The organism is Achromobacter spanius (assembly GCF_002966795.1).
In the GTDB taxonomy this organism is placed as follows: Bacteria; Pseudomonadota; Gammaproteobacteria; order Burkholderiales; family Burkholderiaceae_B; genus Achromobacter; species Achromobacter spanius_D.
This window is the reverse complement of sequence record NZ_CP023270.1, coordinates 2,508,040-2,533,126: the sequence shown is the minus strand read 5'-3', so window position 1 is coordinate 2,533,126 and position 25,087 is coordinate 2,508,040. Positions and strand designations below refer to the sequence as shown.

The window sequence follows — 25,087 nt, the reverse complement described above, 5'->3', positions numbered from 1 at the left end:
TATAACCGCCCGATATAAAACAAGCGCGCACGGGGGATCGCCGGTCAAAAAAAAACCGCGCCCGATCCCGCGTCAGCAGGATCGGGTGCGGCCCGGATAACGACGATCAGTTCAGCGACGGCGCGGCGTAGCCACCGAGCTGATGCGCCGGCACTTCAATCACTTCGCCGGCGTTGATCTTGAACACGGCGACCGCTTCGGCCAGGCGCTGCGCCTGTTCCTGGAGCGAGCCGGCGGCGGCCGCAGCCTCTTCCACCAGTGCCGCGTTCTGCTGCGTCACTTCGTCCATCTGCGACACGGCGCGGTTGACCTGGTCGATGCCGCTGGATTGCTCTTCGGACGCCGCCGAGATCTCGCCCATGATGTCCGTCACGCGTTTGACCGACGCCACGATCTCCTGCATCGTCGCGCCGGCGCGTTGCACCTGCTGCGAACCCGCGCCCACCTTGGTCACGGAATCCTCGATGAGGCCCTTGATCTCCTTGGCGGCCTGGGCGCTACGCTGCGCCAGCGAGCGCACTTCGCCCGCCACCACCGCAAAGCCCTTGCCCTGCTCGCCCGCACGCGCAGCTTCCACCGCCGCGTTCAGCGCCAGGATATTGGTCTGGAACGCGATGCCGTCGATGACGGACACGATTTCCGAGATCTTGCGCGAGCTGGCCGAGATGCCTTCCATGGTGCTCACCACTTCCGACACCGCCGAACCGCCGCGCTCGGCCACGTCCGACGCGCTGGCCGCCAACTGGTTGGCCTGACGGGCGTTGTCCGCGTTCTGCTTGACGGTCGAGGCCAGCTCTTCCATCGAGGCGGCGGTCTCTTCCAGCGAGGCGGCCTGCTCTTCCGTGCGGCTGGACAGGTCCGTGTTGCCGGCCGAGATTTCACGCGAACCCACGGTGATCTCGTCCACGCCACGGCGTACGGTCGACACGGTGCGCGTCAGGCTTTCCTGCATGCGCTTGAGCGCGGCAAACAGCTGGCCGATCTCGTTGTGCGAACGCACTTCCACGCGGCCCGTCAGGTCGCCGGCGGCAATCTTGTCGAAGTGCTGACCCGCTTCGACCAAGGGGCGCACCACCAGGCGGCCGAACAGGATGCGGGCAAGCACCATCAGCAGCAGCGCCAGCGCAACCGCCACGCCCACGGCGATCATGGCCAGGTTGAAGTTCGCCTCGGCCTGCTCGATCGTTTCGCGCTGCTGGTCTGCGATGTACTTGTCGAACTGGCCGATCGCCTCGATGAAGGCGGCGCTGCGGGGCGTGCCGTATTCGTTGTTCACCATGTAGAACGTCGAATAGTCTTCGCTGCGCAGGGCTTCGACCATCGTGTCCACGCCGTCGTCGATGTACGAGCGATAGCGGCGCACAAGGTTCATCGACAGCTGGCGGCCGGTGTCGTCCTCGAGCATGTTCTTCTGGAAGTCGGCGAAGCGGCTGCGCACGCCGGTCAGGAGGTCCGTCGCGCCCTTGAGCGACGCGGCTGCGTCACGCGCGGAGTTCTCGCCGCTGCCCCAGCCGGATTCCTGCAAGTGGCGGGCGGCCACCATCAGGCTCACGCGGGCGCGCAGCATGTCGCTGTTGATGATCTCGACCTGCTTGGCGCGCGCCGTCAGCGCGTTGACCTCGCGGATCGATTCATAGTTGCTTTGCAGGAAGTACGCGGCCAGGCCGCCCACCGCCGCGATCAGCAGCGCGAAAAACGCCATCACCCACAGCAGCATCGTGCCAACGCGGGCATCGCGCAGCCTCAGTTTGCGCTTGACCTTGGGTGCGCGCGCGGCTTTTTTCTTGCCGGCCTTGCCGGCCTTGCCGCCGGATTCGAGACTCGCTTCCATTTATTTCCCCATCCCTCAGGACCTACTCTGACCAAATGAAAAACCACCCTGTGGACACGCCCTGTTACACAGGGGATGCACTCAGGGCGACGAACATCGGGCATGTGACGCCCGATGTCTTCTGCCGAACGTCAGGGCTACTTGCCCTGCGGCGCCAGACCGGCCGGTTCACCCGGGCCCGGAATGTAGATCGTTTGCACCTCAGGTTCCATCGCCGGTTGTGCCCAGTCCTGCGTCAAAGCAGGCGCAGGGGCAGGTCCCAGCAACTTCTGGCGTTCCCAAGGTTCCAGCAGAATATTGGTGCTGTCGACGAGCCGCATCAGCCGGCCATCGGGGCCGAACTGCAGCAGCGCTTCCTTACGGCTGTACAGGCCGTCGGTGACAAAGGTGATTTTGTGGGACCAGAGCGCCAGCACGGTGCCGTCGCTCTGTTTGAACTGTTGGGCAGGCGGGGCGGTCAGCGCGCGCGCGGCCTCTTCCATGGTCGTCTGCCCGGGCGTCAGGGTCGACAGCTTGCTCGGGTCGAAGTTGTGACCCGTTGCCGCACAGCCAGCGACAAGGGCCGCAAACGCGGCCGCTGCCAGAAGATGTAGATAACCTCGCATACCCTGCCTATTTGCCGGCAACACCGGCGTCAGAAAGATTCCCAATCGTCGTCCGAAGGCGCCTGCCGCCGGCTTGCAGCCGGTGCTGGCGCGGGCTTCGAAACGTCCTTTGCCGCGGGCGCCGGGCGCGTCGCCGCCGGCTTGCGCGGCGGGCGCGCTGCCGAGGCGCCGGCGGCCGGTTCCGGCTTGGCGCGGGCGGTGTGTGTCAGGCGCACGGCAGCGGCAGGCTTGGCGGCCGGCGCGGCGGGTTGCGGTGCAACCTCGGGCGCAGGCGCGGCCACGCGGGCAGCCGGCCGATGCTGCTGTGCCAACTGGCGCGCCGGCACTTCGATGACTTCCCCGGCATTGATCTTGAACACGGCCACCGCTTCGGCCAGGCGTTGCGCCTGTTCCTGGAGCGAGCCGGCGGCGGCCGCGGCCTCTTCCACCAGCGCCGCGTTCTGCTGGGTCACTTCGTCCATCTGCGACACCGCGCGATTGACCTGGTCGATGCCGCTGGACTGCTCGTCGGACGCCGCCGAGATCTCGCCCATGATGTCCGTCACGCGCTTGACCGACGCCACGATCTCCTGCATGGTCGCGCCCGCGCGTTCAACCTGCTGCGACCCGGCGCCGACCTTGGACACCGAATCTTCGATCAGGCTCTTGATTTCCTTGGCGGCCTGGGCGCTACGCTGCGCCAGCGAGCGCACTTCGCCCGCCACCACCGCAAAGCCCTTGCCCTGCTCGCCGGCACGCGCGGCTTCCACCGCCGCGTTCAGCGCCAGGATGTTGGTCTGGAACGCGATGCCGTCGATGACGGACACGATTTCCGAGATCTTGCGCGAGCTGGCCGAGATGCCTTCCATGGTGCTCACCACTTCCGACACCGCCGAACCGCCGCGCTCGGCCACGTCCGACGCGCTGGCCGCCAACTGGTTGGCCTGACGGGCGTTGTCCGCATTCTGCTTCACCGTCGAAGCCAGTTGCTCCATCGAGGCAGCGGTCTCTTCCAGCGAGGCGGCCTGCTCTTCCGTGCGGCTGGACAGGTCCGTATTGCCGGCCGAGATCTCGCGCGAGCCGACGTTGATTTCATCCACGCCGCGGCGCACCGCCGACACGGTGCGCGCCAGGCTTTCCTGCATGCGCTTGACGGATGCCATCAGCGCGCCGATCTCGTTGGTGGAATTGACGTCCACCCGCACGGTCAAATCGCCCGCGGCGATCTTGTCGAAGCTTTCGCCCACGACGCGCAGCGGACGCAGCACGACGCGGTTCATGAACAGGAACGCACCCAGCGACACCACCAGGATCAGCACCGCCAGCCCGATGTAGACGTAGGTCATCGTCGACGCTTGCGCGCGCGACGACTTCACCAACGCTTCGCTGAAATTGTTGATGTTGGCGGCAAAGTCCGTGAGCTGCTTGAAGAACAGGCCGCTGGCGGCGCCCGCCTTCGTATTCTTGAGCGACAGGTAGGTCGCGGCATCGCCCTTGTCCAGGGCGGCCATCATGCCTTCCAGCGAATCGGCGAAGCCGTTGAACGCGGACAGCAGATCGGCTTCGGATTTCTTGCCAATTTCGGTCGTCTTCGGAATCGCCTTGAAGGTCTCCATCTTCTTCTTGGCGTCCGCGATCAGCTGCTGGACGGTACGCGAGTTTTCGGCAGCGCCGCTCGTATCGCCCGCGGCGCGCTGTGCGGCGGCAATGTCGGCGCGCACGGTGGCGCGCAGCATCTGCGTGTACGAATCCTTGATCAGGTTGCTCTGCTGAACGCTCAGAGAATCCAAGGTGTCGATCGCCCGGGCGTTGGACTGCATGCTGTTCCAACCGAGGACAATGGCAACGAGCGCGGCCAATGCAACTGCCAGCTGGGCCAGCATCAAGCCGGTGCGCACCTTCAGATTGCTAAACATTTCCGTAGTTCCGGTAATCGTGCTGGCGGCGCTTCGTGGCCGTCAGCACGTAAAAGGGATTTTCTCTACTGCCTGTTCAATGCACTGGCGGAACGGGTCCGTCAGAAGGACTCCCAGTCATCATCCGAGGGCGGCGGACGGCGCGAGGCGGGCTTGGGCGCCGCCGCGGAAACGTCCGCGGCATCGGCGGCGCGCGGGGCCGGCCGGCGCAACGGGCGCGCGGCGGTGGCGCCCGCCGGCTTGGGCCGGGCGACCTGGGTCAGACGGGGTGCGGGCGCGGCCTTGGCGGCGGGCTCGGGCTGCGCGGCCGGCGCGGCTTCTTCCTGCGCGGGCTTGGGCGCGGGCATCCGCGGTGCGCTGCGCTCCTGCGCCAGTTGGCGCGCGGGCACTTCGATGACTTCGCCGGCGTTGATCTTGAACACGGACACGGCTTCAGCCAGGCGCTGCGCCTGCTCCTGCAGCGAGCCGGCGGCGGCCGCGGCCTCTTCCACCAGCGCCGCGTTCTGCTGCGTCACTTCGTCCATCTGCGACACGGCGCGGTTGACCTGATCAATACCGCTGGACTGCTCCTCGGACGCCGCCGAGATCTCGCCCATGATGTCCGTCACGCGCTTCACCGAGGACACGATCTCCTGCATGGTGGAGCCTGCGCGTTCGACCTGCTGCGAACCCGCACCCACCTTGCTCACGGAGTCCTCGATCAGGCCCTTGATTTCCTTGGCGGCCTGGGCGCTGCGCTGCGCCAGCGAGCGCACTTCGCCCGCCACCACCGCAAAGCCCTTGCCCTGCTCGCCCGCACGGGCCGCTTCCACCGCGGCGTTCAACGCCAGGATGTTCGTCTGGAAAGCAATGCCGTCGATGACCGACACGATTTCCGAGATCTTGCGCGAGCTGGCGGAAATTTCCTGCATCGTGTTGACGACTTCCGACACGGCCGAACCGCCGCGTTCAGCCACGTCCGACGCGCTGGCGGCCAGTTGATTGGCCTGGCGCGCGTTGTCCGCGTTCTGCTTCACGGTCGAGGCCAGCTCTTCCATCGAGGCTGCGGTCTCTTCCAGCGAAGCGGCCTGCTGCTCCGTGCGGCTGGACAGGTCCGTGTTGCCCGCGGAAATTTCACGCGCGCCAACGTTGATTTCTTCCACGCCGCGGCGCACCGTCGCCACCGTGCGGGTCAGGCTTTCCTGCATGCGCTTGATCGCGCCGAACAGGTGGCCGATCTCGTTGGTGCTGCGCACTTCAATACGACCAGTGAAGTCGCCAGCGGAGATCTTCTCGAAATGATCGCCCGCTTCGTGCAGCGGACGCAGCACCGTGCGGTTGATGAAGATCCAGCAGCCCAGCGCCAGGACCAGGGCGATGGCCAACATCACAATGGTGACCATGCGCGAAATGTTGTGATCGGCTTCCGCCTGCGCAATGAGCTCGTCGGTGCGCGAATCCGTGAACTCCAGTACGTTGTTGACGGCTTCGCGGAACGCGGCGTTGGCGGCGCTGCCGGCGTCGTTCAGGTCCAGGTAGTCCTGGATGGCCAGGTTCGCCAGCGCGGTGGCCTGGCGGCGATAGACATCATCGAATTGCTTGTAGGCGGCTTCCAGCTTGGCCACGAGGTCTTCGGAACCTGCCATGCGCGGCGCCTTGCGGAACGCGTCGAACAACTTGAGGCCTGCGGCCATGCGCCCATCAGCTTCCTCGGCTTGCTTCGTCGACTGTTCGGTCTTGCCCTGCTGCATGTCCATCAGCGAATTGGCAAGCAGCAGGCGGCCGCGCAGGAAGGTGCTATAGGCACGCTGCAGTTGCGTCGCCTGGTTGGCATAGGCTTCGTTGACCCGCGCCAGCTTGTCGCTGCCGGAATTCAACCCCATCCACGCCACACCGTTCGAAATGAACATGGCGCCCGTGAAGAGCAACAGCACCAGGATGATGCAGGTGCGAACTTTTAAATTACCAAGCATGAAATATCCGAGCGTTAAGCAACGAAGAACAACACAACCTACCCTACACGCACTACGGACGCCCCGGCTCTTGGCCGGCAGCGTCCGAAATGTGCGCCACCCGCGGCGCACGCAACCGGCGCCGCGCTGAAACCTACCGCTTTACTTGCGGCTGAACAGGCTTGAGCCCTGAACGGTCATGAATGCGGCCGACGCCGCCTGCAAGGCCACCTGGCGCAGTGCAAGCTGGCTGGCGGCCGAGTAATAATCGAGATCTTCCACATCCGAAAGCGATTTGGAATACGTCAGGCCCTTCTGGGTGCCGGTCGCATCCAAGGCTTCCAACTCGTTCATGCGTGCGCCGACAGACGCTGTCACGGTCAAGACATTGTCATACGCGTTCGACAACTTTTTGTTTGCCGTCGCAAGTGCGTTGGTTAGATGCGCGGTGGCCACTGGATTACCACTGCTCGGCGCGTCCAAGGCGGCAATCAGATTATCCAGAGTGGCGAAAACATCCATGTCTACAGATTGGATGCTCTCAACCTTTACAACGTCGCCCGGCTTAGGTTCTCCGTCGATCGAGACCGATACGCCTCCGAAATTGACTCCTGATCCCGGAACGTACGGCGTGGCAGGATCGGTCGTCGGAGGTGAAGTAACGGGGTTGGTCCCATCGGCATCGGTCGTCTCGACGCGAAACCCGATCGCACCCGTCGCGTCGACTTCAAAGGTCACGGCGAAATTCTTGCCGATATTGGGGCTACCTGGCGTCACGGATACCGCCCCGAACTGTGCCGTGCCGGTGTTCGCGCTAGGTGTGGACGCGACATAACTCTGGGAGCCAGGATTGGCGCGACCAAAAATATCCATTCCCAAATCGCTGGAAGATAGCTGGCGACTTTGGTCGACTTGAATCGTACGTTCACCGACCGAACCGCTATAAATAATCTTCCCTGCAGCGTCCTTCGAGTAAGGCACGACTTTGCCGTCATTGCCCGAGAACAAATACTGTCCGTTTCCGTCGGTCGTATTCGCGAGCCCCAACAAGGCCTCGCGCGTGCTCTTAAGCGCCGTTGACAACGTCTGGCGGTCAGAGTCGGATAGCGCGCCGCCAGCCTGGACGACCCGCGTCCGCGCCTCCTGCAACGCATTTTTGACGGCGTCCAACGCGTTGTTTTCCTGTCCCAGATTGGCTTTAGCCGTCTGACGATTCATCGCATACGTCGAGTTCATGCTCTGTGTCTGCGCGATCCCGATCGACAGTGCCGCTCCGAGCGGATCATCTGCTGGACTCAAGAACTTGCGGCCGCTGCCAATTTGTTCGACCAGGCGATTCATGTCGGATTCCTGGGCAAGAACGCCGCTCAGTCCGTTCGTGTACATCATCGTGGTGCTCAGACGCATGGTGCAGCTCCGTAATGCTTTTTAGTATCTTCAGTCAACGTTCTGATCAGCCGCGCAGGCCCAACAGCGTGTCAAAAATGGTGCTCGCCACATCGATGATGCGGGCGCTGGCCTGGTATTGCTCCTGGTACAGCGACAGGCTCACGTACTCTTCGTTCAGGTTTACGCCCGACACCGACTGCTGGGCAGCGGTCGTCTGCTTGACCAGGTTGACCTGCGCCGTGGCGGCCGTCTTGATCTGCTGCGTTTGCACGCCGACGGTGTTCACGACCTGCGCGAACATGTCGTTGATGCTCATCGTGTCGTGGCCCAGCACCTTGCTGGTCTGAAGCTGCGCCAGCTTCAGGGCGTTCTTGCCGTTGGCGTCGCCGCCTTCCAGGTCCGCGGCGGCTACCTTGTCGGGATCCGTGATTTTGACCGTGATGTCGCGGGCAGCGTCGCGCGTGGGCGACAGCGACCACTTGTCGCCGGCCTGGGGCGGGGCCTTGATGGTCAGCGTCACACCCATCTCGCTTTCGAGATTCAGCGTGGCGGTGGGCGGCGTGCCGGTAGCCGGGCCGTTGTAGACCTGTGAGCCTTCCGGCATGCGCACGACCTGGTAGTTGGTGCCGTCGAACGAGATCTCGTAGTCCTTGGCATTGATGTTCGCCAGGTCGGTGAACTCACCCGTGATCTGCGCGTTGCTCTTGTTCTGCGAGTTGGGCACGCCCTCGGGCGAACCGATGCCGAAGAAGTCCTCGCCCGGATTGCCACCCTGGTCCAGACCGGCTTTGTGCTGCTCGTTGAACGACAGCGCCAAGCCCACGGCCATCTGGCCGAGCTGATTCTGCATGACATCCAGCGACGAGGCGCGGAACTGCAGCAGGCCGCCCAGCTTGCCGCCGGTGATTTCGGTGTCGTTCATCTCGACCGCGATGGTCTTGCCGGTGCCCGCGGGCAGCGTGTAGGCAATGACCGTGCGGCCCGCGTCGGCCGCCGACGGCACCGCCTTCAGCGGGTAGAGCGTGTTGCCCGACAGCAGCGACTGGCCGCCCTTCGTGAGCGAGATGCTGATCTTGTCGCCCTGCTCGTAGGTCGTGATGCCGATGAGCTGGTTCAGCTCCATGACGGCCTGGTCGCGCTGGTCGAGCAGGTCATTGGGAGGGCTGCCGCCGGCCTTGCCGGTCGCAAGCGAAATCTGCTGGTTCAGGTCGTCGATACGGGTCAGGTAGCTGTTGACCTGATCGACCGTGGTGCTGATCTGGGTGTTCAGGCCTTCACGCTGCTTCTGCATTTCCTGGTAGGCCGAGCGGATCTGCGTGGTCAGGCTGTTGGCCTGACCGAGCAGGTCGGCGCGCGCGGCGGGATCCGCCGGCTTGCTGGCCACCGTGTTCATGCTGGTGAAGAAATTGGTCAGGCCCGGGGCGATGCCGACGGTGCGGTCGGAGAACAGATTGTTGATCTGCGAGACCTGGTCGAGCTGCGCCTGGAGCTGCGCGCCGCTGCCGGTCGCGCCGACGAGCTGCTTGTACAGGAAGCTGTCGTAGCTGCGCACGACGGTGTCGACCTGGACGCCGCGGCCGATGTAGCCGTTGGCGGTCGCTTGCGCGCCCGCCGTCGAGGTCATGACGCGCTGGCGGTTGTAGCCGACCGTGGTGGCATTGTTGATGTTGTGGCCGGTGGTGGCCAGGCCGGCTTGCGCCGCATTCAACCCGCCCAATGCCGTTTTGTACAAATTCATGCTGACAATGCCCCGTATGTAACCGCAGCTGTTATCTCTGGATACCCCGTTTACGGCAGGAGATCACCCAAATTTAGAGTCCTTCCAACATCCGGCGCGAATTTTCCACGTTGGATGCCGCGCCCCGGAGCTGGCCCATGATGCCGATGAGCTTCTGGGCGTAACGCGGGTCCGTCGCGTAGCCCGCGTCCTGGATCCGGCGGGCCGCCTCGACCTCGTTGCGGGCCGTCGTCACGCTCTCGTAGCGCGGGCTGTTGCCGATCAGGCGGGCGTAGTCGGCGAACGATTCCTCGTACGACGCATAGGCCCGGAACGGCTGCGTCACCTTGCGGGCGACGCCGTCTTCGTATTCGGTGGTCAGCACGTTGACGACCTTGCCCTTCCAGCTCGGGCCGGCCTTGATGCCGAACAGGTTGAAGCTGGTGCTGCCGTCCTCGTGCTTGATTTCACGCTTGCCCCAGCCGGACTCCAGCGCCGCCTGGCCCATGATGAGACGGGCCGGCACGCCGCTCTGCTGAGACGCCAGGTTGGCGGCGCGCGACATCCTGGACACGAAGTCGACCACGTGGCCGGGCGCGCCTTCGGCGGCGGCCAGCGCACGGTCGGCCGGCCGGTTGTTGCGCATCACATTCAGCAGCGCCGAGACTTCACGCGAGCCGCCGGTCTGGAAGTCCAGATCGCCGCCCTGCCCGATGCGCTTGACCGCTGCCTCAGAAATCTCGCCGGGCTTGCCCTGCTGCATCTGCGCCAGGATGGCCTGGGACAGACCAATGCCGGGCGAGGCCAGGTGCAGGGCCAGTTGCTCGTCCGCCATGGACTGCAGCATCTGCGTCTGCTGCGAGTCGAACAGGCCTTCCTTGGGCGTGGCCTCGCGCATGCGCTTGACCATCATCTGCAGGAACAGCGCCTCGAACTGCTTGGCGACCTGTTTCTGCTGCTCGGTGCCGGCGGGATCCTGCTTGACGTCGCGCTTCAGGTCCGACAGGCGGCCCATGTCAAAGACCGAATCCTGCCGGGTGTTGGTACGTCCCGCGTCGCTGGTATAAGCCATGGCCGTCAGATGATTTCAAGTTCGGCGCGCAAGGCGCCAGCGGTCTTCATGGCCTGCAGGATGGCCAGCAGGTCCTGCGGCGTGGCGCCCAGGGCGTTCAGGCCCTTGACCACGTCGGCCAGGTTGGCGCTGGTGCTCACGCGCTGCAGCGAGCCGTTGTCCTGGCGCACTTCGATCTGGGTGTTGGGCACCACCACCGTCTGGCCTTGCGTGAACGGCGTGTCCGGCTGGAACACCTCGTTCTGGCGGTTGATGATGACGGACAGGTTGCCGTGCGCCACGGCGGCCTCTTCGATCATGACAGTGCGGTTCATGACGACCGAGCCGGTGCGGGCGTTGATGATGACCTTGGCGACGGTGGGTGCGCGCGTGACCTGCAGGTCTTCCATCTGCGACAGGAAGCGGGCCTGCGAGCCCTGCTCCATGGGCGTGCGCACCTGGATGACGCGGCCGTCCAGCGCCGTGGCAGTACCCTGCCCGAACTGGCGGTTCAGGGCCGTCGCCACGTTCTGCGCGGTGCCGAAGTCGGTATTGTTCAGTTCGACATGCACGTAGCCGTCGCGCGCGAACGTGGTGGGCACGCCGCGTTCGATGATGGCGCCCGCGCTGATGCGGCCGCCGTTCAGCTGATTGATCTGCACGCTGGAACCGCCCGAGGATGCACCGGCGCCGCCGACCAGGATGTTGCCCTGAGCAATGGCGTAGACCTGGCTGTCCGCGCCCTTGAGCGGCGTCATCAGCAGTGTGCCGCCGCGCAGGCTCTTGGCGTTACCCATCGAGGACACCACCACATCCAGCGTCTGGCCGGGCCGCGCGAACGCGGGCAAGGTGGTCGTGACCATGACCGCGGCCACGTTCTTCAACTGCATGTTGCTGCCGGCGGGCACCGTGATGCCCAGCTGCGACAGCATGTTGGTCAGGCTTTGCTGCGTGAAAGGCGTCTGGCGCACCTGATCGCCGCTGCCGTCCAGGCCCACGACCAGGCCGTAGCCGATGAGCTGGTTGCCCCGGACGCCCTGGATGCTTGCCAGATCCTTGAGCCGTTCGGCGTGCGCCGCGCCGGCGCCCGCGGCCAGCCCGACGGCCACGCACACCCGCGCCAACAGGGACAGCAAGGTGGATATCGGAGTCTGTTGTTTCATGATTTAGAACGGCGAAGCGATCAGGAAGAAGCGTTGCAGCCAGCCCATGGTCTGGACTTCGTCCATGACGCCCTTGCTGCGGTATTCGATGCGCGCGTCGGCCACTTGCGTGGACGACACGGTATTCGTGCCCGTGATGGAGCGCGGATCGACCACGCCGGCAAAGCGCACGTACTCGCTGCCGCGATTGATGGCGATCTGCTTTTCGCCGGCGACCTGCAGGTTGCCGTTGGACATCACGCCCACCACCGTGGTGGTGATGGTGCCGGTGAAGGCGTTGTTGGCGCTGCTGTCGCCCTTGCCCTGCGACACGTTGCCGCCATTGGCCTCGGTGTTCAGATTGGCGTTTGCCCAGCTGTCCATGAAGGACGGCGCCGCCGCAATGCCCAGCGTGGCCGAGCCCGTGCGGTTGGTGTTCGTCGCCACGTTCTTGGACGCGTTGGTGCGTTCGTTCAGCACGATGGTGACGATGTCGCCCACATTGCGCGGCCGGCGATCTTCGAACAGCGGGTAATTGCCGTAGGTCGTGGGCTGGTAAATGGAGCCCGTGGGCTGCGCCATCGGCATCGGCGGCGGCGGCGGAGCCGCCGTCGTCGGCCCGGTCACGATGGGTTCGGGCGGGATCATGGCGCAACCAGCCGCCAGCAGAGCCAGCGCAGACGCAAGTACCAGGCGCAGGACAGACATGAGCATCACAGTTGGGTCAGGCGGGCCAGCATTTCGTCCGACGTCTTGACGGCCTTGCTGTTCATTTCGTAAGCGCGCTGCGTCGTGATCATGTTGACCAGTTCTTCAGCGACGTTGACGTTGGAGGTCTCGACGTACTTCTGCATGATCGAGCCCGCGCCGTCCACACCGGGCTGCAGCAGGTTCGCCGGACCCGACGAGTCGGTTTCCAGGTACAGGTTTTCGCCGATGCTTTGCAGGCCGGTCGGGTTGATGAAGGTGGCGATCTGCAGCTGGCCGATCTGCACGTTGATGCCGGCGGCGCCGGGCTGCGTCACCGAAACCATGCCGTCGGTGCCGATGGTGATGGACAGCGCGTTGTCCGGCACGTTGATCGGCGGCTGGATGACATAGCCGCTGACGGTCACGAGCTGGCCGTTCTGGTCGCGCTGCAGGGCGCCGTCACGCGTGTAGGCCTGCGTGCCGTCGGGCAGTTCGACCGGCAGGAAGCCGCGGCCGTTGATCGCCACGTCCATCTCGCTGCCGGTGTTGTTCAGGTTGCCGTCCGAGTGGATGCGCTCGGTGGCGGCCACGCGCGCGCCGGTGCCCAGCTGCAGGCCGGACGGCAATTGCGTGGCATCGCCCACCTGGGCGCCGGGCTGGCGCAGCGTCTGGTACATCAGGTCCTGGAACACGGCACGGCCGCGCTTGAACCCGTTGGTGGAGACGTTGGCCAAGTTGTTGGAAATCACGTCCATGGAGGTCTGCTGACCTTCCAGGCCCGTCTTGGCGATCCACAGCGAACGCATCATGATGAAAGACTCCGGTGCCGCGGCCTGGCCGCGAACTAAATGTTATTTAAATCAGGCGCTGACGGACAGAATGCCGTTGGCGCGTTCCGCGTTGCGGTCCGACTGCTGAATCACCTGCATCTGCTGCTCGAAGCGGCGGGCGTTTTCGATCATGCCGACCATCGACGCCATGGGATTGGTGTTGCTGCCTTCCAGCACGCCCGACAACAGGCGCAGGCCGGGATCGGCGGGCACCGGCGGCGCGGGCTGGCCGTTGACCGGCGCCATGCGGAAGACGCCGTCGTCGCCGTGCACCAGCTGATTGTTGTCCGGATTGACGAGCTTGAGCCGGCCCAGATTCAGGATGTTGTTCGGACCGTCGCCGGCGCCCAGCGCCGTGATGGTGCCGTCCGACGTGATGGTCAGCGCGGCCTGGTCGGGCACGTCGATGGGTCCGCCCTGGTCCGACAGGACCGGCTGGCCCAGCGACGTCTGCAACAAGCCGTTGATGCCAACCTGCAGGCTGCCGGCGCGGGTATAGGCTTCGCCCTGCGGCGTCTGCACCGCGATCCAGCCGTTTTCGCTGGACAGCGCCACGTCCAGGTCGCGGCCTGTGGTTTGCATGGTGCCCATCTGGAAGCTGTTGCCGGGCGTGGACGCCACCGTCGAAACGCGCGTGGGCAGGCTCAACCCGTCCGTCACGGGAACCGAGCGGTACATCGCGATCTGCTCGCGAAAGCCCGCCGTGTTCACGTTGGCCATGTTGTTGGAGAGCGCGGCCTGATGCTCCGTGATCCGCGCTGCGCCATTCATGGCGGTGTAGATGATTCTATCCATTGCCTATTCCGTCGGTGTCGTCGCGTGCCCAGCGGGCATTACTTCAGGTTCATCAGGACTTGCATGATTTCGTCCTGGGTCTTGATGGTCTGCGAATTGGCCTGGTAGGTGCGCTGGGCAATGATCATGTTGACCAATTCGCGGCTCATGTCCACGTTGGACGCTTCGGTCGCCTGACCGACCACCGTCGACATGCTGTTGGTGCCGGGCTGGCCCAGGATCGGCTGGCCGGAGGCCGCCGTTTCCTTCCAGGCGTTGTTGCCCACGGGCTGCAGGCCCTGCAGGTTCGAGAAGTCGGCCAGGACCAGCGTGCCCACGATCTGGGTTTCGCCGTTGGTGTAGCTGGCGACCAGGCTGCCGTCGCTGCTGATGTTGATGCCGCTGAACTCACCGGACGTGTAGCCGTCGGGCTTGGCGATCAGCTTGTAGTTGCTGCCGTACTGGGTGGTGCCGGTGTAGTTGATTGCGACGTTCAGCGGATCGGCGGGGGTGGTCGTGCCGCCGGGCTGCGCGAAAGTCAGGTTCACGATCGGCGCGCTGGTCAGCGTGCCGGCGTTATTGAACGTGAACTGCTTGGGGGTGCCCCAGATACCGCCGGCTTCCGTTGTGGGCGACATCGCCTGGCCATCCATCGTGTAGTACACGTCGTACACGCTGGTGCCGCCCGTCGCCTCACGCTTCACAAAATACTGCATGACCTGGTGCGAGTTGCCCAGGGAGTCGAACACCGTCATGGGCGAGGCGTTCGTGTAGGTGCTGGAGATCTTGGGATCGAACGGCTTGCCGATTTCGGTGACGGCGGCTGTGTATTCGACAATCCCGGGTATGTCCGACAAATCATCCGTAGAGACGTCTCCCGCGCCTACTGTAATGGTAATAGTTCCATCAGTGATCGTGGCGCCTGACGTCAGCTGAACATCATTGTCGTCGAAGATCTCGACTCCATCGGGGGTGCGAACGAACGTATAAGCGTCACTACCCAACGTGAACGACCCGGGGACTTCCGACGACGTCTCGGTGTTGACCTGATAAATGACCTTGGCGTTGGCGTCCAGGTTGGCCACGGTGGTGGCGCTGGTCGTCGCCTGCGGCGCGACGTTGGCCGTCGGCAGTTGCAGTTCGACCGGGTTGGCACCGATGGCGCCGGCCGGGTAGCCGGTCAGGCGATAGCCCTGCGCGTTCACGATGAAGTTGTTCTTGTCGACGAGGAACTCGCCGTTGCGCGTGTACATGACCGAACCGCTCTGGTCGGTCACGCGGAACATGCCCTTGGCGCCGTCGATGGCGATATCGTATTCGCCGCCGCCGCCCGTCACGGAACCAACCGTGAAGCGCTGGTTGATGGCCGAGACCTTGACGCCCAGGCCCACGCGCGAGCTGGCGTAGACGTCAGCGAACGATGCGGTTGCCGACTTGAAGCCGACGGTGCCCGAGTTGGCGATGTTGTTGCCGATGACGTCCAGGTTCTGCGCAGCGGCGTTCAAGCCGCTCAATCCTTGTCCGAAGCCCATGTTTACTCTCGCTAATCTTTAGTGGAAAAGCCGTCGCCCGTGCGCCGGCACCAATTCATGTCCGCCCGTTCAGGCGCCGATCACCTTGCGCACGTCCAGCATGCTGGTCTGGCCGTCCAGGCCCAGATCCAGACGCAGGCCGTTGGTGGAGTACGCCACGCTCTTGACTTGCCCGTAGCTCAACACTTCCGAGTTCACCTTCGCGCCCTCGGCGTCGGTCGCCAGCACGGACACGTTGTACGCACCCGCTTCCAGCGCCACGCCGGCGTCGTTCTTGCCGTCCCATTCCAGCGTGTACACGCCGTTCTTCTGCTCGCCCAGTTCGATGGTGCGCACGACCGCGCCGTTCGAATCCGAAATGCGGACCTGGACCTTGGCGGCGTCGCCCTGCAGATCCAGACCGTAGGGCGTGACCACGCGGTCCGCCGGATTGGCGCTGTCGACGCCGACCTTGACCTTCGTGCCCGGGATCAGGACGCCCTTGCCGATCATCGACACGGCGTTCATCGACTGGGACACGTCGATCTGGCCGCTGATGGCCAGCATGGTGTTCTTCAGGTTGGTGATGCCTTCCACCGTGGAGATCTGCGCCAGTTGCGACGTCAGCTCCGCGTTCTGCATCGGGTTCAGCGGATCCTGGTTCTTGAGCTGCGTGACCAGCAGCTTCAGGAACTGGTCCTGCAGGCCTTGCGCGGTGCTCGCGCTGTTGGCGCCGGTTTGCGCCAGGCCCATGGCCGTGGTGCTCGTGTTTTGATCGACGGTCGTCATGGATAGACTCTGGCTGGAAATTAGGATTGACCGATGGTCAGCGTCTTCTGCATCAACGCCTTGGCGGTGTTGAGGACCTCGACGTTGGCCTGGTAGGACCGCGATGCCGCGATCATGTTGACCGTTTCGGCCACCGGATCGACGTTGGGCATGCTGATGTAGCCCTGCGCGTCAGCCAGGGGGTGCTTGGGGTCATAGACCATCTTCAGGGGCGACTGGTCCTGGACCACGCCGGCCACGCGAACGCCGCCGATCTCCTGGCCCAGCGCCTGGCCCGCGGCCGGGTTGACCTGGAACACGACCTGGCGGGCGCGGTAGGGCTGGCCATCCGGACCGACCACGCTGTCGGCGTTGGCCATGTTGCTGGCCGCCACGTTCATGCGCTGCGACTGCGCGCTCAATGCCGAACCGGCGATATCGAAAATGCTCAACAAGGACATTGCCTGTTGCTCCCTTTAAAGATCAATCCTGGATGGCGGTCTGCAGCCCGCGGATGCGGCTGGAGATGAGCTGCATCGTGCTCTGGTAATGCAGGGTGTTGTCGGCGAACTGCACGCGCTCGATGTCCATGTCTACCGTGTTGCCGTCCATGCTGGGCTGGTACGGCAGGCGGTAAAGCAGATCCGTCGGGCCTTGCGACACGGCCTTGGCCGGAATGTGGCGGGCCGACGTCAGCTTGAGCGACGTGTCGGGCAGGCGCATCGTGCCTTCCATGGCGCTTTGCATCGCGGCCTTGAAGTCGATGTCGCGCGCCTTGTAGTTGGGCGTGTCGGCGTTGGCGATGTTCGAGGAAAGCACTTCCTGGCGCTGTGCGCGCAGTGACAAAGCCTGCTGGTAGAACCGGAAATCTTCGTTGAGCCTGTCGAGCATCGTGGCGCCTTGAATTCGTTGCAAATCAGATAAAGCAGGGACGCCGGACGCACCGTTATCCCATTGGATGACGGCATGATAGGGGCCGGACCTGTAACACAATCAGCCAAATAACCCGTCATTTCTCATCCAATTCGCGTATTGCCGAAAGCCGCCCACTTCTACAATTCATCCATCATGAAAATGTCCGCAAGACTCCTTTTCGCACGCGCCGGCATCGCCGCCCTGCTCCTGGCCTCGGCAAGTGCCGTCCAGGCACAGGCCGCGGCCACCCAGGCCCCGGAAGCGATCATCATTGCGGCGCAGACCTATCTGCAGGAACAACTGGCCTCCCTGCCCGGCGAGGCGTCCATCGCCATCGACCCGCCGCGCACCGATCGCCTGGCGCCCTGCGACGACCTGGCTCCCTTCCTGCCGTCCGGCATGAAACTGCGGTCCCGCATGACCGTCGGCGTGCGCTGCAACACGCCCAAGGGCTGGACCGCCTACGTGCAGGCGTCCGTCAGCGTGGCCGGCCACTATTACGTGGCCTCGCGCCTGATCGCCGCCGGCCAGGCCCTGACCCCGGCGGATCTGGACGCCCGCGAGGGCGATCTGGTCTCCCTGCCCCCGGGCGCCATCACCGACCCGCAGGCCGTGGCCGGCATGACCGCCGCGTTCCGCATCAACGCAGGCCAGCCGATCCGCAGCTCGTCGCTGCGCAACGCCCAGTCGGTGCAGCGCGGCACGAACGTGCGGATCAACGCGCGCGGCAACGGTTTCATGGTCAGCAGCGAGGGCGAAGCCATGGGCAACGCGGCCCCCGGCGCCGTGGTCCAGGTCCGCACTGCGGGCGGCCAGGTGGTCAGCGGGGTCGTGCGCAACGCCACCCTGGTGGAAATTCAGCTATAGATAATGTTACAAATCGCGTTGCGCCTGGCTCGCATATACCCTAAAGTTCCTCCGGCCCTTGTCGTTACAGAGACATAAGTAGGCGGATCCGTCGCAAACCGACCCAGAACGCCCTGCGGAGAAAACCTTGAAAATCAATTCGACCACCAACCGGCCCCTGGCGGCCGATGCCGTCGGTGCCCGCGCCGAGTCCGCGGTCAGTCAAGCCTATGGCGCCAGCAGCGCCACCGGTTCGAGCAGCTCGCAAGTCGCGCTGAGCTCGGCGTCGCGCAAGATGCTGGCCATGCAGGACGGCTCGAACGACATCAACGTCGAGCGTGTCGCCGCCATCCGCGCCGCGATCGCCTCCGGCCAGCTCAAGATCGACACCGGCCGTATCGCCGACAGCCTGATCGCCAGCGCCCGAGACCTGCTGAAATAGCCCGTTCCTTCTCTCTATTGAGCCGTCTGTCATGAGCCTCGTCGATTCCCTGCAATCCTGCATGAAGCAGGAAGACACCCTGATCTCCGAGTTCTCCTCGATCCTCGAGGAAGAAACCGAGGTCCTGGTCAGCCAGGGCAGCGTCGAGGCGCTGAACCAGATCACCGAGCGCAAGCGCGGCATCGCGCAGCAGCTGGTCGACCTGAGCCAGACGCGCGACAACCTGCTCACCGAAATCGGCCTGCCCGCGGGCCACGTCGGCACCGAACAAGCCGCGGCGCAATATCCCCAGCTGTCCGGCGTGTGGCAGGCCCTGCTGACCAAGTCGGCCTCCGCCAGCGAAATCAACATGCGCAACGGCGCCCTGATCGACGTGCATCTGCGCTACACCCAGCAGTCGCTGGATGCCCTGCGCAACGTCGGCGTCGGCAGCGCCTCCACGTATGACGCCCAGGGCCGCGGCGCCCGCAGCGCCCCGGGACGCCGGCCGATCGTGGCGGGGTAAAGCCCCCGGATCTCGGTCCCAAAAAAAAACGGCGTGCATGGCACGCCGTTTTTCATTTGTCCACCAGAAGGGGTTTGCGGCCTCAGGCCCCGCCCGTCATCTCCAGCAGCGCAAACATCTTCAGCAGCGCCACCGGCAGCATCTTGCCCGACAGCTTGCGTTCGGTGCCCACGATGCCCGACAGCGGCCCGCGCACGACGTCGGCCGCCGGCGAATGGGCCAGCTGCCAGCAGGCGGCGCCAAGCTGCCCGGCCATGAGCGACTGGCGCGCCAGCGTGTGAGCGCCATCGACGGCGGGCAGCGCCTGCCAGGCATTGGCCATGTAACGGAAGGCCGCCTTGGCCTCGTCCTGCAGCACCAGCCAGCGCGCGACCGTCGCCGCGTCCGCCTGCGAAGCCGGCAGGTTCGTGGCGCCAAACAACTGGCCCGCGACCTCGCCGGTGACCGTGTCGATCAGCCGCGCACAGATGAGGCGAACACTGGCGCCCTGCCCCTTGCCCGGCAACACGACTTCGGTGCCGGAGGCCCACAGCGCCAGCGGCGCGGTCTTGCTGCCGGACGCCGGGCGCAGGCCCGGCATGTCGCCGGGCTGGCCCACGGGCAGGTAGCCCACGCTCTTGCCGACGGCATTCAGGTTGGTCGGACATTCGTCCTGGATCACGCGCGTGCCACCCGCGCAACGCGCCACCCAGGACACGCCCTGCTCGCTCAACGGCTGCCACAGCGCGACCGTGCCGGCCTCCAGCATATGGATCAGCGGCACGGAATGCAGGCGCTCGCCCAGCCACTGCACACGGGCCTGCAACGCGGCCGCCGGATCCGGCTGGGCCGGCGCGGCGGGCGAAAAAGAGGTCAACATGCCATGCGGCAGCACGAGCTGCTGCGCGGGCGAGGCCAGCGCGGCGCCGCGATCGCTCATCAACAACGCGCCCAGCAGCGCGCCGCCGGGCAAGGCCTCGCCTTTCATGGCGGTCTTGCCGTGCATCACGAGCAGGTTGCGATTGCAGACAGCGGAAAACTCGCGGCGCACCATCGCCAGCGGCTCGTCGCCCAGCGCGGCCAGGCTGGCGCCCGCACCGTCGCTGACGTACTCGCGCCAGGCGCTGCGCGCTTGCAGGCACGCCGGGTCGCTGTCCAGCCACGAAATGGTGTCATCCAGGCTCTGCGCCGCGGCGATCGACCCCGCACCGCCCTGCTGCGGCAGGATGGCCGAGGCCAGCAGCTGGCGGCGGCGCGCCGGGTCCACGGCGTCCGGCTCGCGCGACGACGACACCAGCGACGCCAGATCGGCCTCGCTTGGCGTGTACAGCGCGCGGGCGCGCTCCACCATCGAGAAGGCGCGATCGATCAGCACGTCCGCACGGGCCAGTTCCATGTGCTCGGGCACCTTCTGACCGACGGACATGTAATGGATCGGCAGACGGTGGCGGATGGCGGTGTCCAGCGCCGCGCCCAGGCGGGTAGCTTCGTCCAGCTTGGTGATGATGCAGCCAGCGACGTCCTCGCCGACCCCATTGCGATAGGCGTGCGCCACCTCGTCCAGCGTGTCGCCCTGGCTGGCCGCATTGAGCACCAGCAGCCGGCGAACGGGCTTGCCCGCGTTGCACAGCATCGACGCCTGCTCGGCCACCAGGCGGTCGCGCTGGCTGATGCCGGTGGTGTCGATCAGCACGATCTTGCGGTTGCCCAGTTCAGCCAGGATGCGGCGCAGCTCGCCGGCATCGCGCACCGAGTGCGCCGGCACGCCCATCAGGCGGCCGTAGATCTGCAATTGTTCCAGCGCGCCGATCCGGAACAGGTCGGTCGTCAGCATGGCGACCTGCTCGCGCCCTTCGCGGGCCACGCAGCGGGCGGCCAGCTTGGCCAGCGTCGTGGTCTTGCCCACGCCGGTCGGACCGACCAGCGCGTACACGCCGCCGGCCAGGAATTCGTCTTCGGAACGCACCACCGGCAGGTGGGTCACGAGTTCATTTCGCGCCCAGCTCAGCGCCGCCTCGGTGGAGAGGCCTTGCGGCAGGCGCTCGACCAGCGTGCGGACCAGCTTGGTGCTGAAACCGGCGTCCAGCAGGCTACGGAACAGCGCGGCGCCAGCCGGCTCGCGGCCCGGACCCTGGCGGCCCCCCCACAGCAGGCCGTCCATGCGGCTTTCCATCGCGCCGCGCAAGGCGCTGATTGCGTCCTGCAGACCAGCGGCGGTATCGGCCGGCAGATTCGCGGGCGGCAGGCCCTGCGGCGGACGCACAGGCGCATCGGGCGTGCGGCCCATGGGCGGTGCGGCATGCCGCGTGGCAGGTTGCGCCGGCGCTGCCGGCGGCATGGCGGGCGCTTGCACGGGTGCGAACGCTTGCGGGGATGCGGGCGCCTGCACCGGTGCGGGCGGCGCGGCGTAACCTTGCGGCGCGCGATAGGCGGTGGCGGGCGCGGCGGCCATGGCGGCGGCGGGCGCAGACGCAGTGGCCATGCGCTCGGGCATGGCGGGAGGCGGCGTCATCCGGACAGCCGGCGCAAGCGGCGGCAGCTCGACGCGTACCGGTGCGGCCGGCTGAGGTGTGGCCGGCATAGGTGCGGCCGGCTGAGGTGCGGCCGGCATAGCGGCGACCGGCGACGGTGCAACCGGAACCGGCTGCGGCGCAGCGGGTGTGAATTCTGCCGGCGACGGTTCAATCTCCGGCTGGGCCGACGCCGCGTACGCGGACTGGTAGGCGGCAATGGATCGCGCCGGCGGCGCATAGGCCGGCGCTTCGCGCGGCGGGGTCTGCTGCTGCGGCGCGTCGTCAAAGGCGCCGTCGACAGTGGCCAGCACCTCGATGCCGCCGTCGACACTGCGGTTCGACACGATCAGCGCGTCCGGCCCCAAGGCCTCGCGCACCTGACGCATCACGTCACGGGTGTTTGCCCCGTAGAAGCGGCTGATTTTCATTGCCCATTGCTCCCGCCGATCAGCGCCGTCACGCGGACGATGCGCTCATCGGGAATTTCCGTATTCGACAAAACGCCCAACTGCGGCAGATGGTGGCGCAGGAAGCGCGACAGCGGCGCACGCAGCACCGGCGACACCAGCAGCACCGGCGCATTGCCCTGCGATTCCTGCCGTTCGACCGCCGCCTGCGCCTCACGCAGCAGCGTATCGGCCAGGCCCGGCTCCAGGCCGCCGCTGGTCGTCATGGCCTGCGACAGCACGCGTTCCAGCTTCACATCCAGGCCGATCACCCGCAGCTCGCCCTCGCCGGGGAACCATTGCTGCGTGATGGCGCGGCCAAGCGCGCGGCGCGTCAGCGCGATCAGTTCGTTGATGTCCGGCTGCCCGCCCGACCCGGCGGCCATCGCGGCCAGGCGCGGACCGTGCTCGGACAGCGTGTCGATGATGGTGCGCATGTCGCGGATCGGCACTTCTTCCGACAGCAGGCCCTGCAGCACCTTCTGCAGCGCGGTGAGCGACAGCGTCTTGGGCACCAGGTCCTCGACCAGCTTGGGTGCGTCGCGGCCGATGCGGTCGAGCAGCTGCTGCACTTCCTGGCGGCCCAGCAGGTTCGAGCCATGGCGGTGCATCAGGTGATTCAGGTGGGTGGCCACGACCGTGCCCGCATCCACCACCGTGTAACCGGCCACCTGCGCCTGATCGCGCAGCGAACTGTCGATCCACAGCGCCGGCAGGCCGAACGCCGGATCGGTCGTTGGCGTGCCCTTGATCTGCATGGTCACGCCGCCCGGGTCGATGGCCAGCCACTGGCCGGGCATCGCGACGCCGTTGCCCACTTCCACGCCCGACAGCAGGATGCGGTAATCGTTGGGCTTGAGTTCCAGGTTGTCGCGGATGTGCACCACGGGCGGCAAAAAGCCCACGTCCTGGGCAAACTTCTTGCGCAGGCTGCGGATGCGGTGCAGCAGTTCGCCGTTCTGGGCATGATCCACCAGCGGAATCAGGCGGTAGCCCACTTCCAGCCCCAACTGGTCCACCATCGACACGTCTTCCCAGCTTGCCTCGGCAGCGGCGGCCTGCGCCTGGGTGATCGCCTGCGGCGGTATCTCCTCGGCGGCCACGGCGGCGGCCTTCTTGCGTTTGAGCAGCGCCCAGCCGCCCCAGCCCAGCGCGCCGGCCAGCGTCAGGAACGCGATGTGGGGCATGTTGGGGATGAGACCCATGATGCCGATGATGCCGGCGGTCAGGAACAGCACGCTCGGATTGGAAAAGAGCTGGCTGATGATCTGCTGGCCGATGTCCTGGTCGGTCGACACGCGCGACACGACCACACCGGCGGCGGTGGAGATCACCAGCGCGGGGATTTGGGCGACCAGGCCGTCACCGATGGTCAGCAGCGTGTAGACGCGGCCGGCTTCGCCCATGGACATGTCGTGCTGCGCCACACCGACGACCAGGCCGCCGATGACGTTGATCGCCATGATCAGGAGGCCGGCGATCGCGTCGCCGCGCACGAACTTGGAGGCGCCGTCCATCGAGCCGAAGAAGTCCGACTCCTGCGACACTTCCGCGCGGCGCTTGCGCGCTTCGTCTTCGCCGATCAGGCCGGCGTTCAGGTCCGCGTCGATCGCCATCTGCTTGCCGGGCATGGCGTCCAGGGTGAAGCGCGCGCCCACTTCGGCAATACGGCCCGCACCCTTGGTGATGACGATGAAGTTGATGATGGTCAGGATGATGAAGACGATGATCCCGACGGCGAAGTTGCCGCCCACCAGGAAGTGGCCGAAGGCCTCGATCACCTTGCCCGCGGCGTCCGGACCCGTGTGACCGTGCAGCAGCACGACCCGGGTGGACGCGACGTTCAGCGACAGGCGCAGCAGCGTGGCGAACAGCAGCACGGCCGGGAACGCGGCAAAGTCCAGCGGCTTGCGCGTGAACATGGCCACCAGCAGGATCATCACGGACAACGCGATGTTGAAGGTGAACAGCAGGTCCAAGAGGAACGTGGGCAGGGGCAGCACCATCATGCCCAGCACCATCACGATCAGGATGGGACCCGCCAGCAGCCGCGCGTGCGTGCCGCCGTTATTCTTCAACATGGTGAGCAGTGCGCTCATTCCTTAAACTCCTTGTCCTGCGGTTTTAGCCTGCGGGTCCAGTTCGGCTGGCACGTTCAGTTTCGTGGGGGCCGAGGGTTCAAGCCCCCAGCCCGAGCGCCAGGATCGTAGCTGGAAAACCCATGCCAGCACTTCCGCCACCGCGGTATACAGCTCGGCCGGGATTTCTTGCCCCAGCTCGACGTGTTGATGCAGGGCGCGCGCCAGCGGCGGCGCCTCCAATGTGGGAATCTTGTTCTCGGCGGCCAGTTCGCGGATCTTCGCGGCGATCAGGCCCGTGCCCTTGGCCAGCACGCGCGGCGCGCCGCCCTTCGATTCGTCGTACTTCAGCGCCACCGCATAGTGCGTCGGGTTGGTCACGACGACGTCGGCGTTCGGCACGTCGGACATCATGCGCCGGCGGGCCGCCTGACGCTGCTGCTGCCGGATGCGCGCCTTCACGTGCGGATCGCCTTCGCTTTCCTTGTGCTCCTGGCGCACGTCTTCCTTGGACATCCGCAGCTTCTTCAAGTGGCTCCAGATCTGCCAGGGCACGTCCAGCATGACGATGATGAGCAGCGACGCCACGATGAACGCGCAGCACATCGCGACCAGGCTCAGCGCCTTGGTCAGCGCGGCCGACGGCGCCACGTGCATCAGCCCCATCATGTCGTCGTGGTAGCGCCAGATGACCCAGACCGCCACGCCGCCGACCAGCATCGCCTTGGCCAGCGCCTTGATCAGCTCCACCACCGTCTGCGACGAGAACATGCGCTTCAAGCCGGCCAGCGGGCTGAGCTTCGAAAAATTGGGCGTCAGCGGCTTGGTCGAAATCACCAGGCCGCCCAGCACCACGCTCGACAGCACCGCCACCACCGCCAGCAGACCGAAGATCGGCAGCAGCACCATCAGCGCATGGCCGAACCCGCTGACCGCCTGCTCGACCATGACCCCGGGATCCAGCGCCACGCGCTGATCGAAGGCCAGCCCACTGCGCAGCACGCCGCTCAGGCCCGTGTACAGCGATCCGCCGCTCGCCCAGATCGCGGCGACACCGACGGCCAGCATCATGAACGTGCCCAGTTCCCGGGAACGCGCAATCTGCCCCTCCTCGCGCGCCTTTTCCAGGCGCCTGGGAGAGGCGGCTTCGGTTTTCTCGAGGTCGCTTTCTTCGGACATGCTCTACGGGATCGTTGCGGCTTGCTGACGTGGAATGCAAGCCGCCCGCC

21 protein-coding genes are annotated in these 25,087 nt (G+C 65.7%); 3 read left to right on the top strand and 18 right to left on the bottom strand.

Features of this window, described 5'->3' with window-relative positions; genetic code table 11:
* Positions 1-106 precede the first annotated feature (106 nt).
* The 15 genes from CLM73_RS11270 to flgB form a co-directional block, all read right to left on the bottom strand.
* Positions 107-1,831, bottom strand: coding sequence for a methyl-accepting chemotaxis protein (locus tag CLM73_RS11270; protein WP_158685852.1), 1,725 nt, complete (start codon positions 1,829-1,831; stop codon positions 107-109).
* 137 nt (positions 1,832-1,968) lie between these two features.
* Positions 1,969-2,436 (bottom strand): hypothetical protein, encoded by a 468-nt coding sequence (locus CLM73_RS11265; protein WP_105238501.1) that lies wholly within the window; start codon positions 2,434-2,436, stop codon positions 1,969-1,971.
* A 29-nt stretch (positions 2,437-2,465) separates the two neighbouring features.
* Positions 2,466-4,331 (bottom strand): methyl-accepting chemotaxis protein, encoded by a 1,866-nt coding sequence (locus CLM73_RS11260; protein ID WP_105238500.1) that lies wholly within the window; start codon positions 4,329-4,331, stop codon positions 2,466-2,468.
* A gap of 101 nt (positions 4,332-4,432) precedes the next feature.
* On the bottom strand, positions 4,433-6,283 hold the full coding sequence (locus tag CLM73_RS11255; protein ID WP_105238499.1) for a methyl-accepting chemotaxis protein: 1,851 nt from the start codon (positions 6,281-6,283) through the stop codon (positions 4,433-4,435).
* Between the two features lie 141 nt (positions 6,284-6,424).
* The gene (gene flgL / locus CLM73_RS11250) at positions 6,425-7,669 is read right to left on the bottom strand and encodes a flagellar hook-associated protein FlgL (RefSeq protein WP_105238498.1); all 1,245 of its coding nucleotides are present in this window, start codon (positions 7,667-7,669) and stop codon (positions 6,425-6,427) included.
* A gap of 46 nt (positions 7,670-7,715) precedes the next feature.
* On the bottom strand, positions 7,716-9,389 hold the full coding sequence (gene flgK, locus CLM73_RS11245; RefSeq protein ID WP_105238497.1) for a flagellar hook-associated protein FlgK: 1,674 nt from the start codon (positions 9,387-9,389) through the stop codon (positions 7,716-7,718).
* A 73-nt stretch (positions 9,390-9,462) separates the two neighbouring features.
* Positions 9,463-10,440, bottom strand: coding sequence for a flagellar assembly peptidoglycan hydrolase FlgJ (gene flgJ / locus CLM73_RS11240; protein ID WP_105238496.1), 978 nt, complete (start codon positions 10,438-10,440; stop codon positions 9,463-9,465).
* A gap of 5 nt (positions 10,441-10,445) precedes the next feature.
* Positions 10,446-11,582 (bottom strand): flagellar basal body P-ring protein FlgI, encoded by a 1,137-nt coding sequence (locus tag CLM73_RS11235; RefSeq protein ID WP_105238495.1) that lies wholly within the window; start codon positions 11,580-11,582, stop codon positions 10,446-10,448.
* Between the two features lie 3 nt (positions 11,583-11,585).
* Positions 11,586-12,275, bottom strand: coding sequence for a flagellar basal body L-ring protein FlgH (locus tag CLM73_RS11230; protein ID WP_105238494.1), 690 nt, complete (start codon positions 12,273-12,275; stop codon positions 11,586-11,588).
* Positions 12,275-13,060 (bottom strand): flagellar basal-body rod protein FlgG, encoded by a 786-nt coding sequence (gene flgG, locus CLM73_RS11225; RefSeq protein WP_105238493.1) that lies wholly within the window; start codon positions 13,058-13,060, stop codon positions 12,275-12,277. The genes CLM73_RS11230 and flgG overlap by 1 nt, the downstream gene beginning before the upstream one ends.
* 51 nt (positions 13,061-13,111) lie before the next feature.
* Positions 13,112-13,876 (bottom strand): flagellar basal body rod protein FlgF, encoded by a 765-nt coding sequence (locus CLM73_RS11220; protein ID WP_105238492.1) that lies wholly within the window; start codon positions 13,874-13,876, stop codon positions 13,112-13,114.
* 38 nt (positions 13,877-13,914) lie between these two features.
* Positions 13,915-15,387 carry a flagellar hook-basal body complex protein gene (locus CLM73_RS11215; protein WP_105238491.1) on the bottom strand — a complete coding sequence of 491 codons (1,473 nt, stop codon included), beginning with the start codon at positions 15,385-15,387 and terminating at the stop codon, positions 13,915-13,917.
* Positions 15,388-15,456: 69 nt separating this feature from the next.
* Positions 15,457-16,155: a flagellar hook capping FlgD N-terminal domain-containing protein gene (locus CLM73_RS11210; RefSeq protein WP_105238490.1), complete on the bottom strand. Its 699-nt coding sequence runs from the start codon at positions 16,153-16,155 to the stop codon at positions 15,457-15,459.
* Between the two features lie 20 nt (positions 16,156-16,175).
* A complete protein-coding gene (gene flgC / locus CLM73_RS11205; protein WP_105238489.1) occupies positions 16,176-16,595 on the bottom strand; it encodes a flagellar basal body rod protein FlgC in 420 nt (139 codons plus the stop codon).
* 22 nt (positions 16,596-16,617) lie between these two features.
* A complete protein-coding gene (gene flgB / locus CLM73_RS11200; protein ID WP_056570192.1) occupies positions 16,618-17,025 on the bottom strand; it encodes a flagellar basal body rod protein FlgB in 408 nt (135 codons plus the stop codon).
* A gap of 177 nt (positions 17,026-17,202) precedes the next feature.
* Between flgB and flgA the strand changes: the two genes are divergently transcribed.
* From flgA to CLM73_RS11185, 3 genes are all read left to right on the top strand, one after another.
* A complete protein-coding gene (gene flgA, locus CLM73_RS11195) occupies positions 17,203-17,916 on the top strand; it encodes a flagellar basal body P-ring formation chaperone FlgA (RefSeq protein ID WP_105241478.1) in 714 nt (237 codons plus the stop codon).
* Positions 17,917-18,043: 127 nt separating this feature from the next.
* The gene (gene flgM / locus CLM73_RS11190; RefSeq protein WP_105238488.1) at positions 18,044-18,337 is read left to right on the top strand and encodes a flagellar biosynthesis anti-sigma factor FlgM; all 294 of its coding nucleotides are present in this window, start codon (positions 18,044-18,046) and stop codon (positions 18,335-18,337) included.
* A 31-nt stretch (positions 18,338-18,368) separates the two neighbouring features.
* Positions 18,369-18,842, top strand: coding sequence for a flagella synthesis protein FlgN (locus CLM73_RS11185; RefSeq protein WP_105238487.1), 474 nt, complete (start codon positions 18,369-18,371; stop codon positions 18,840-18,842).
* Positions 18,843-18,924: 82 nt separating this feature from the next.
* Here CLM73_RS11185 and flhF read toward each other — a convergent pair whose 3' ends face one another.
* From flhF to flhB, 3 genes are read right to left on the bottom strand one after another with little or no spacing between them, the layout of a single operon-like run.
* Positions 18,925-21,762, bottom strand: a complete 2,838-nt coding sequence (gene flhF / locus CLM73_RS11180; RefSeq protein ID WP_105238486.1) for a flagellar biosynthesis protein FlhF — start codon at positions 21,760-21,762, stop codon at positions 18,925-18,927.
* On the bottom strand, positions 21,759-23,879 hold the full coding sequence (gene flhA, locus CLM73_RS11175; protein ID WP_105238485.1) for a flagellar biosynthesis protein FlhA: 2,121 nt from the start codon (positions 23,877-23,879) through the stop codon (positions 21,759-21,761). The genes flhF and flhA overlap by 4 nt, the downstream gene beginning before the upstream one ends.
* Positions 23,880-23,882: 3 nt before the next feature.
* On the bottom strand, positions 23,883-25,037 hold the full coding sequence (flhB, locus tag CLM73_RS11170; RefSeq protein WP_105238484.1) for a flagellar biosynthesis protein FlhB: 1,155 nt from the start codon (positions 25,035-25,037) through the stop codon (positions 23,883-23,885).
* Positions 25,038-25,087: the final 50 nt, after the last annotated feature.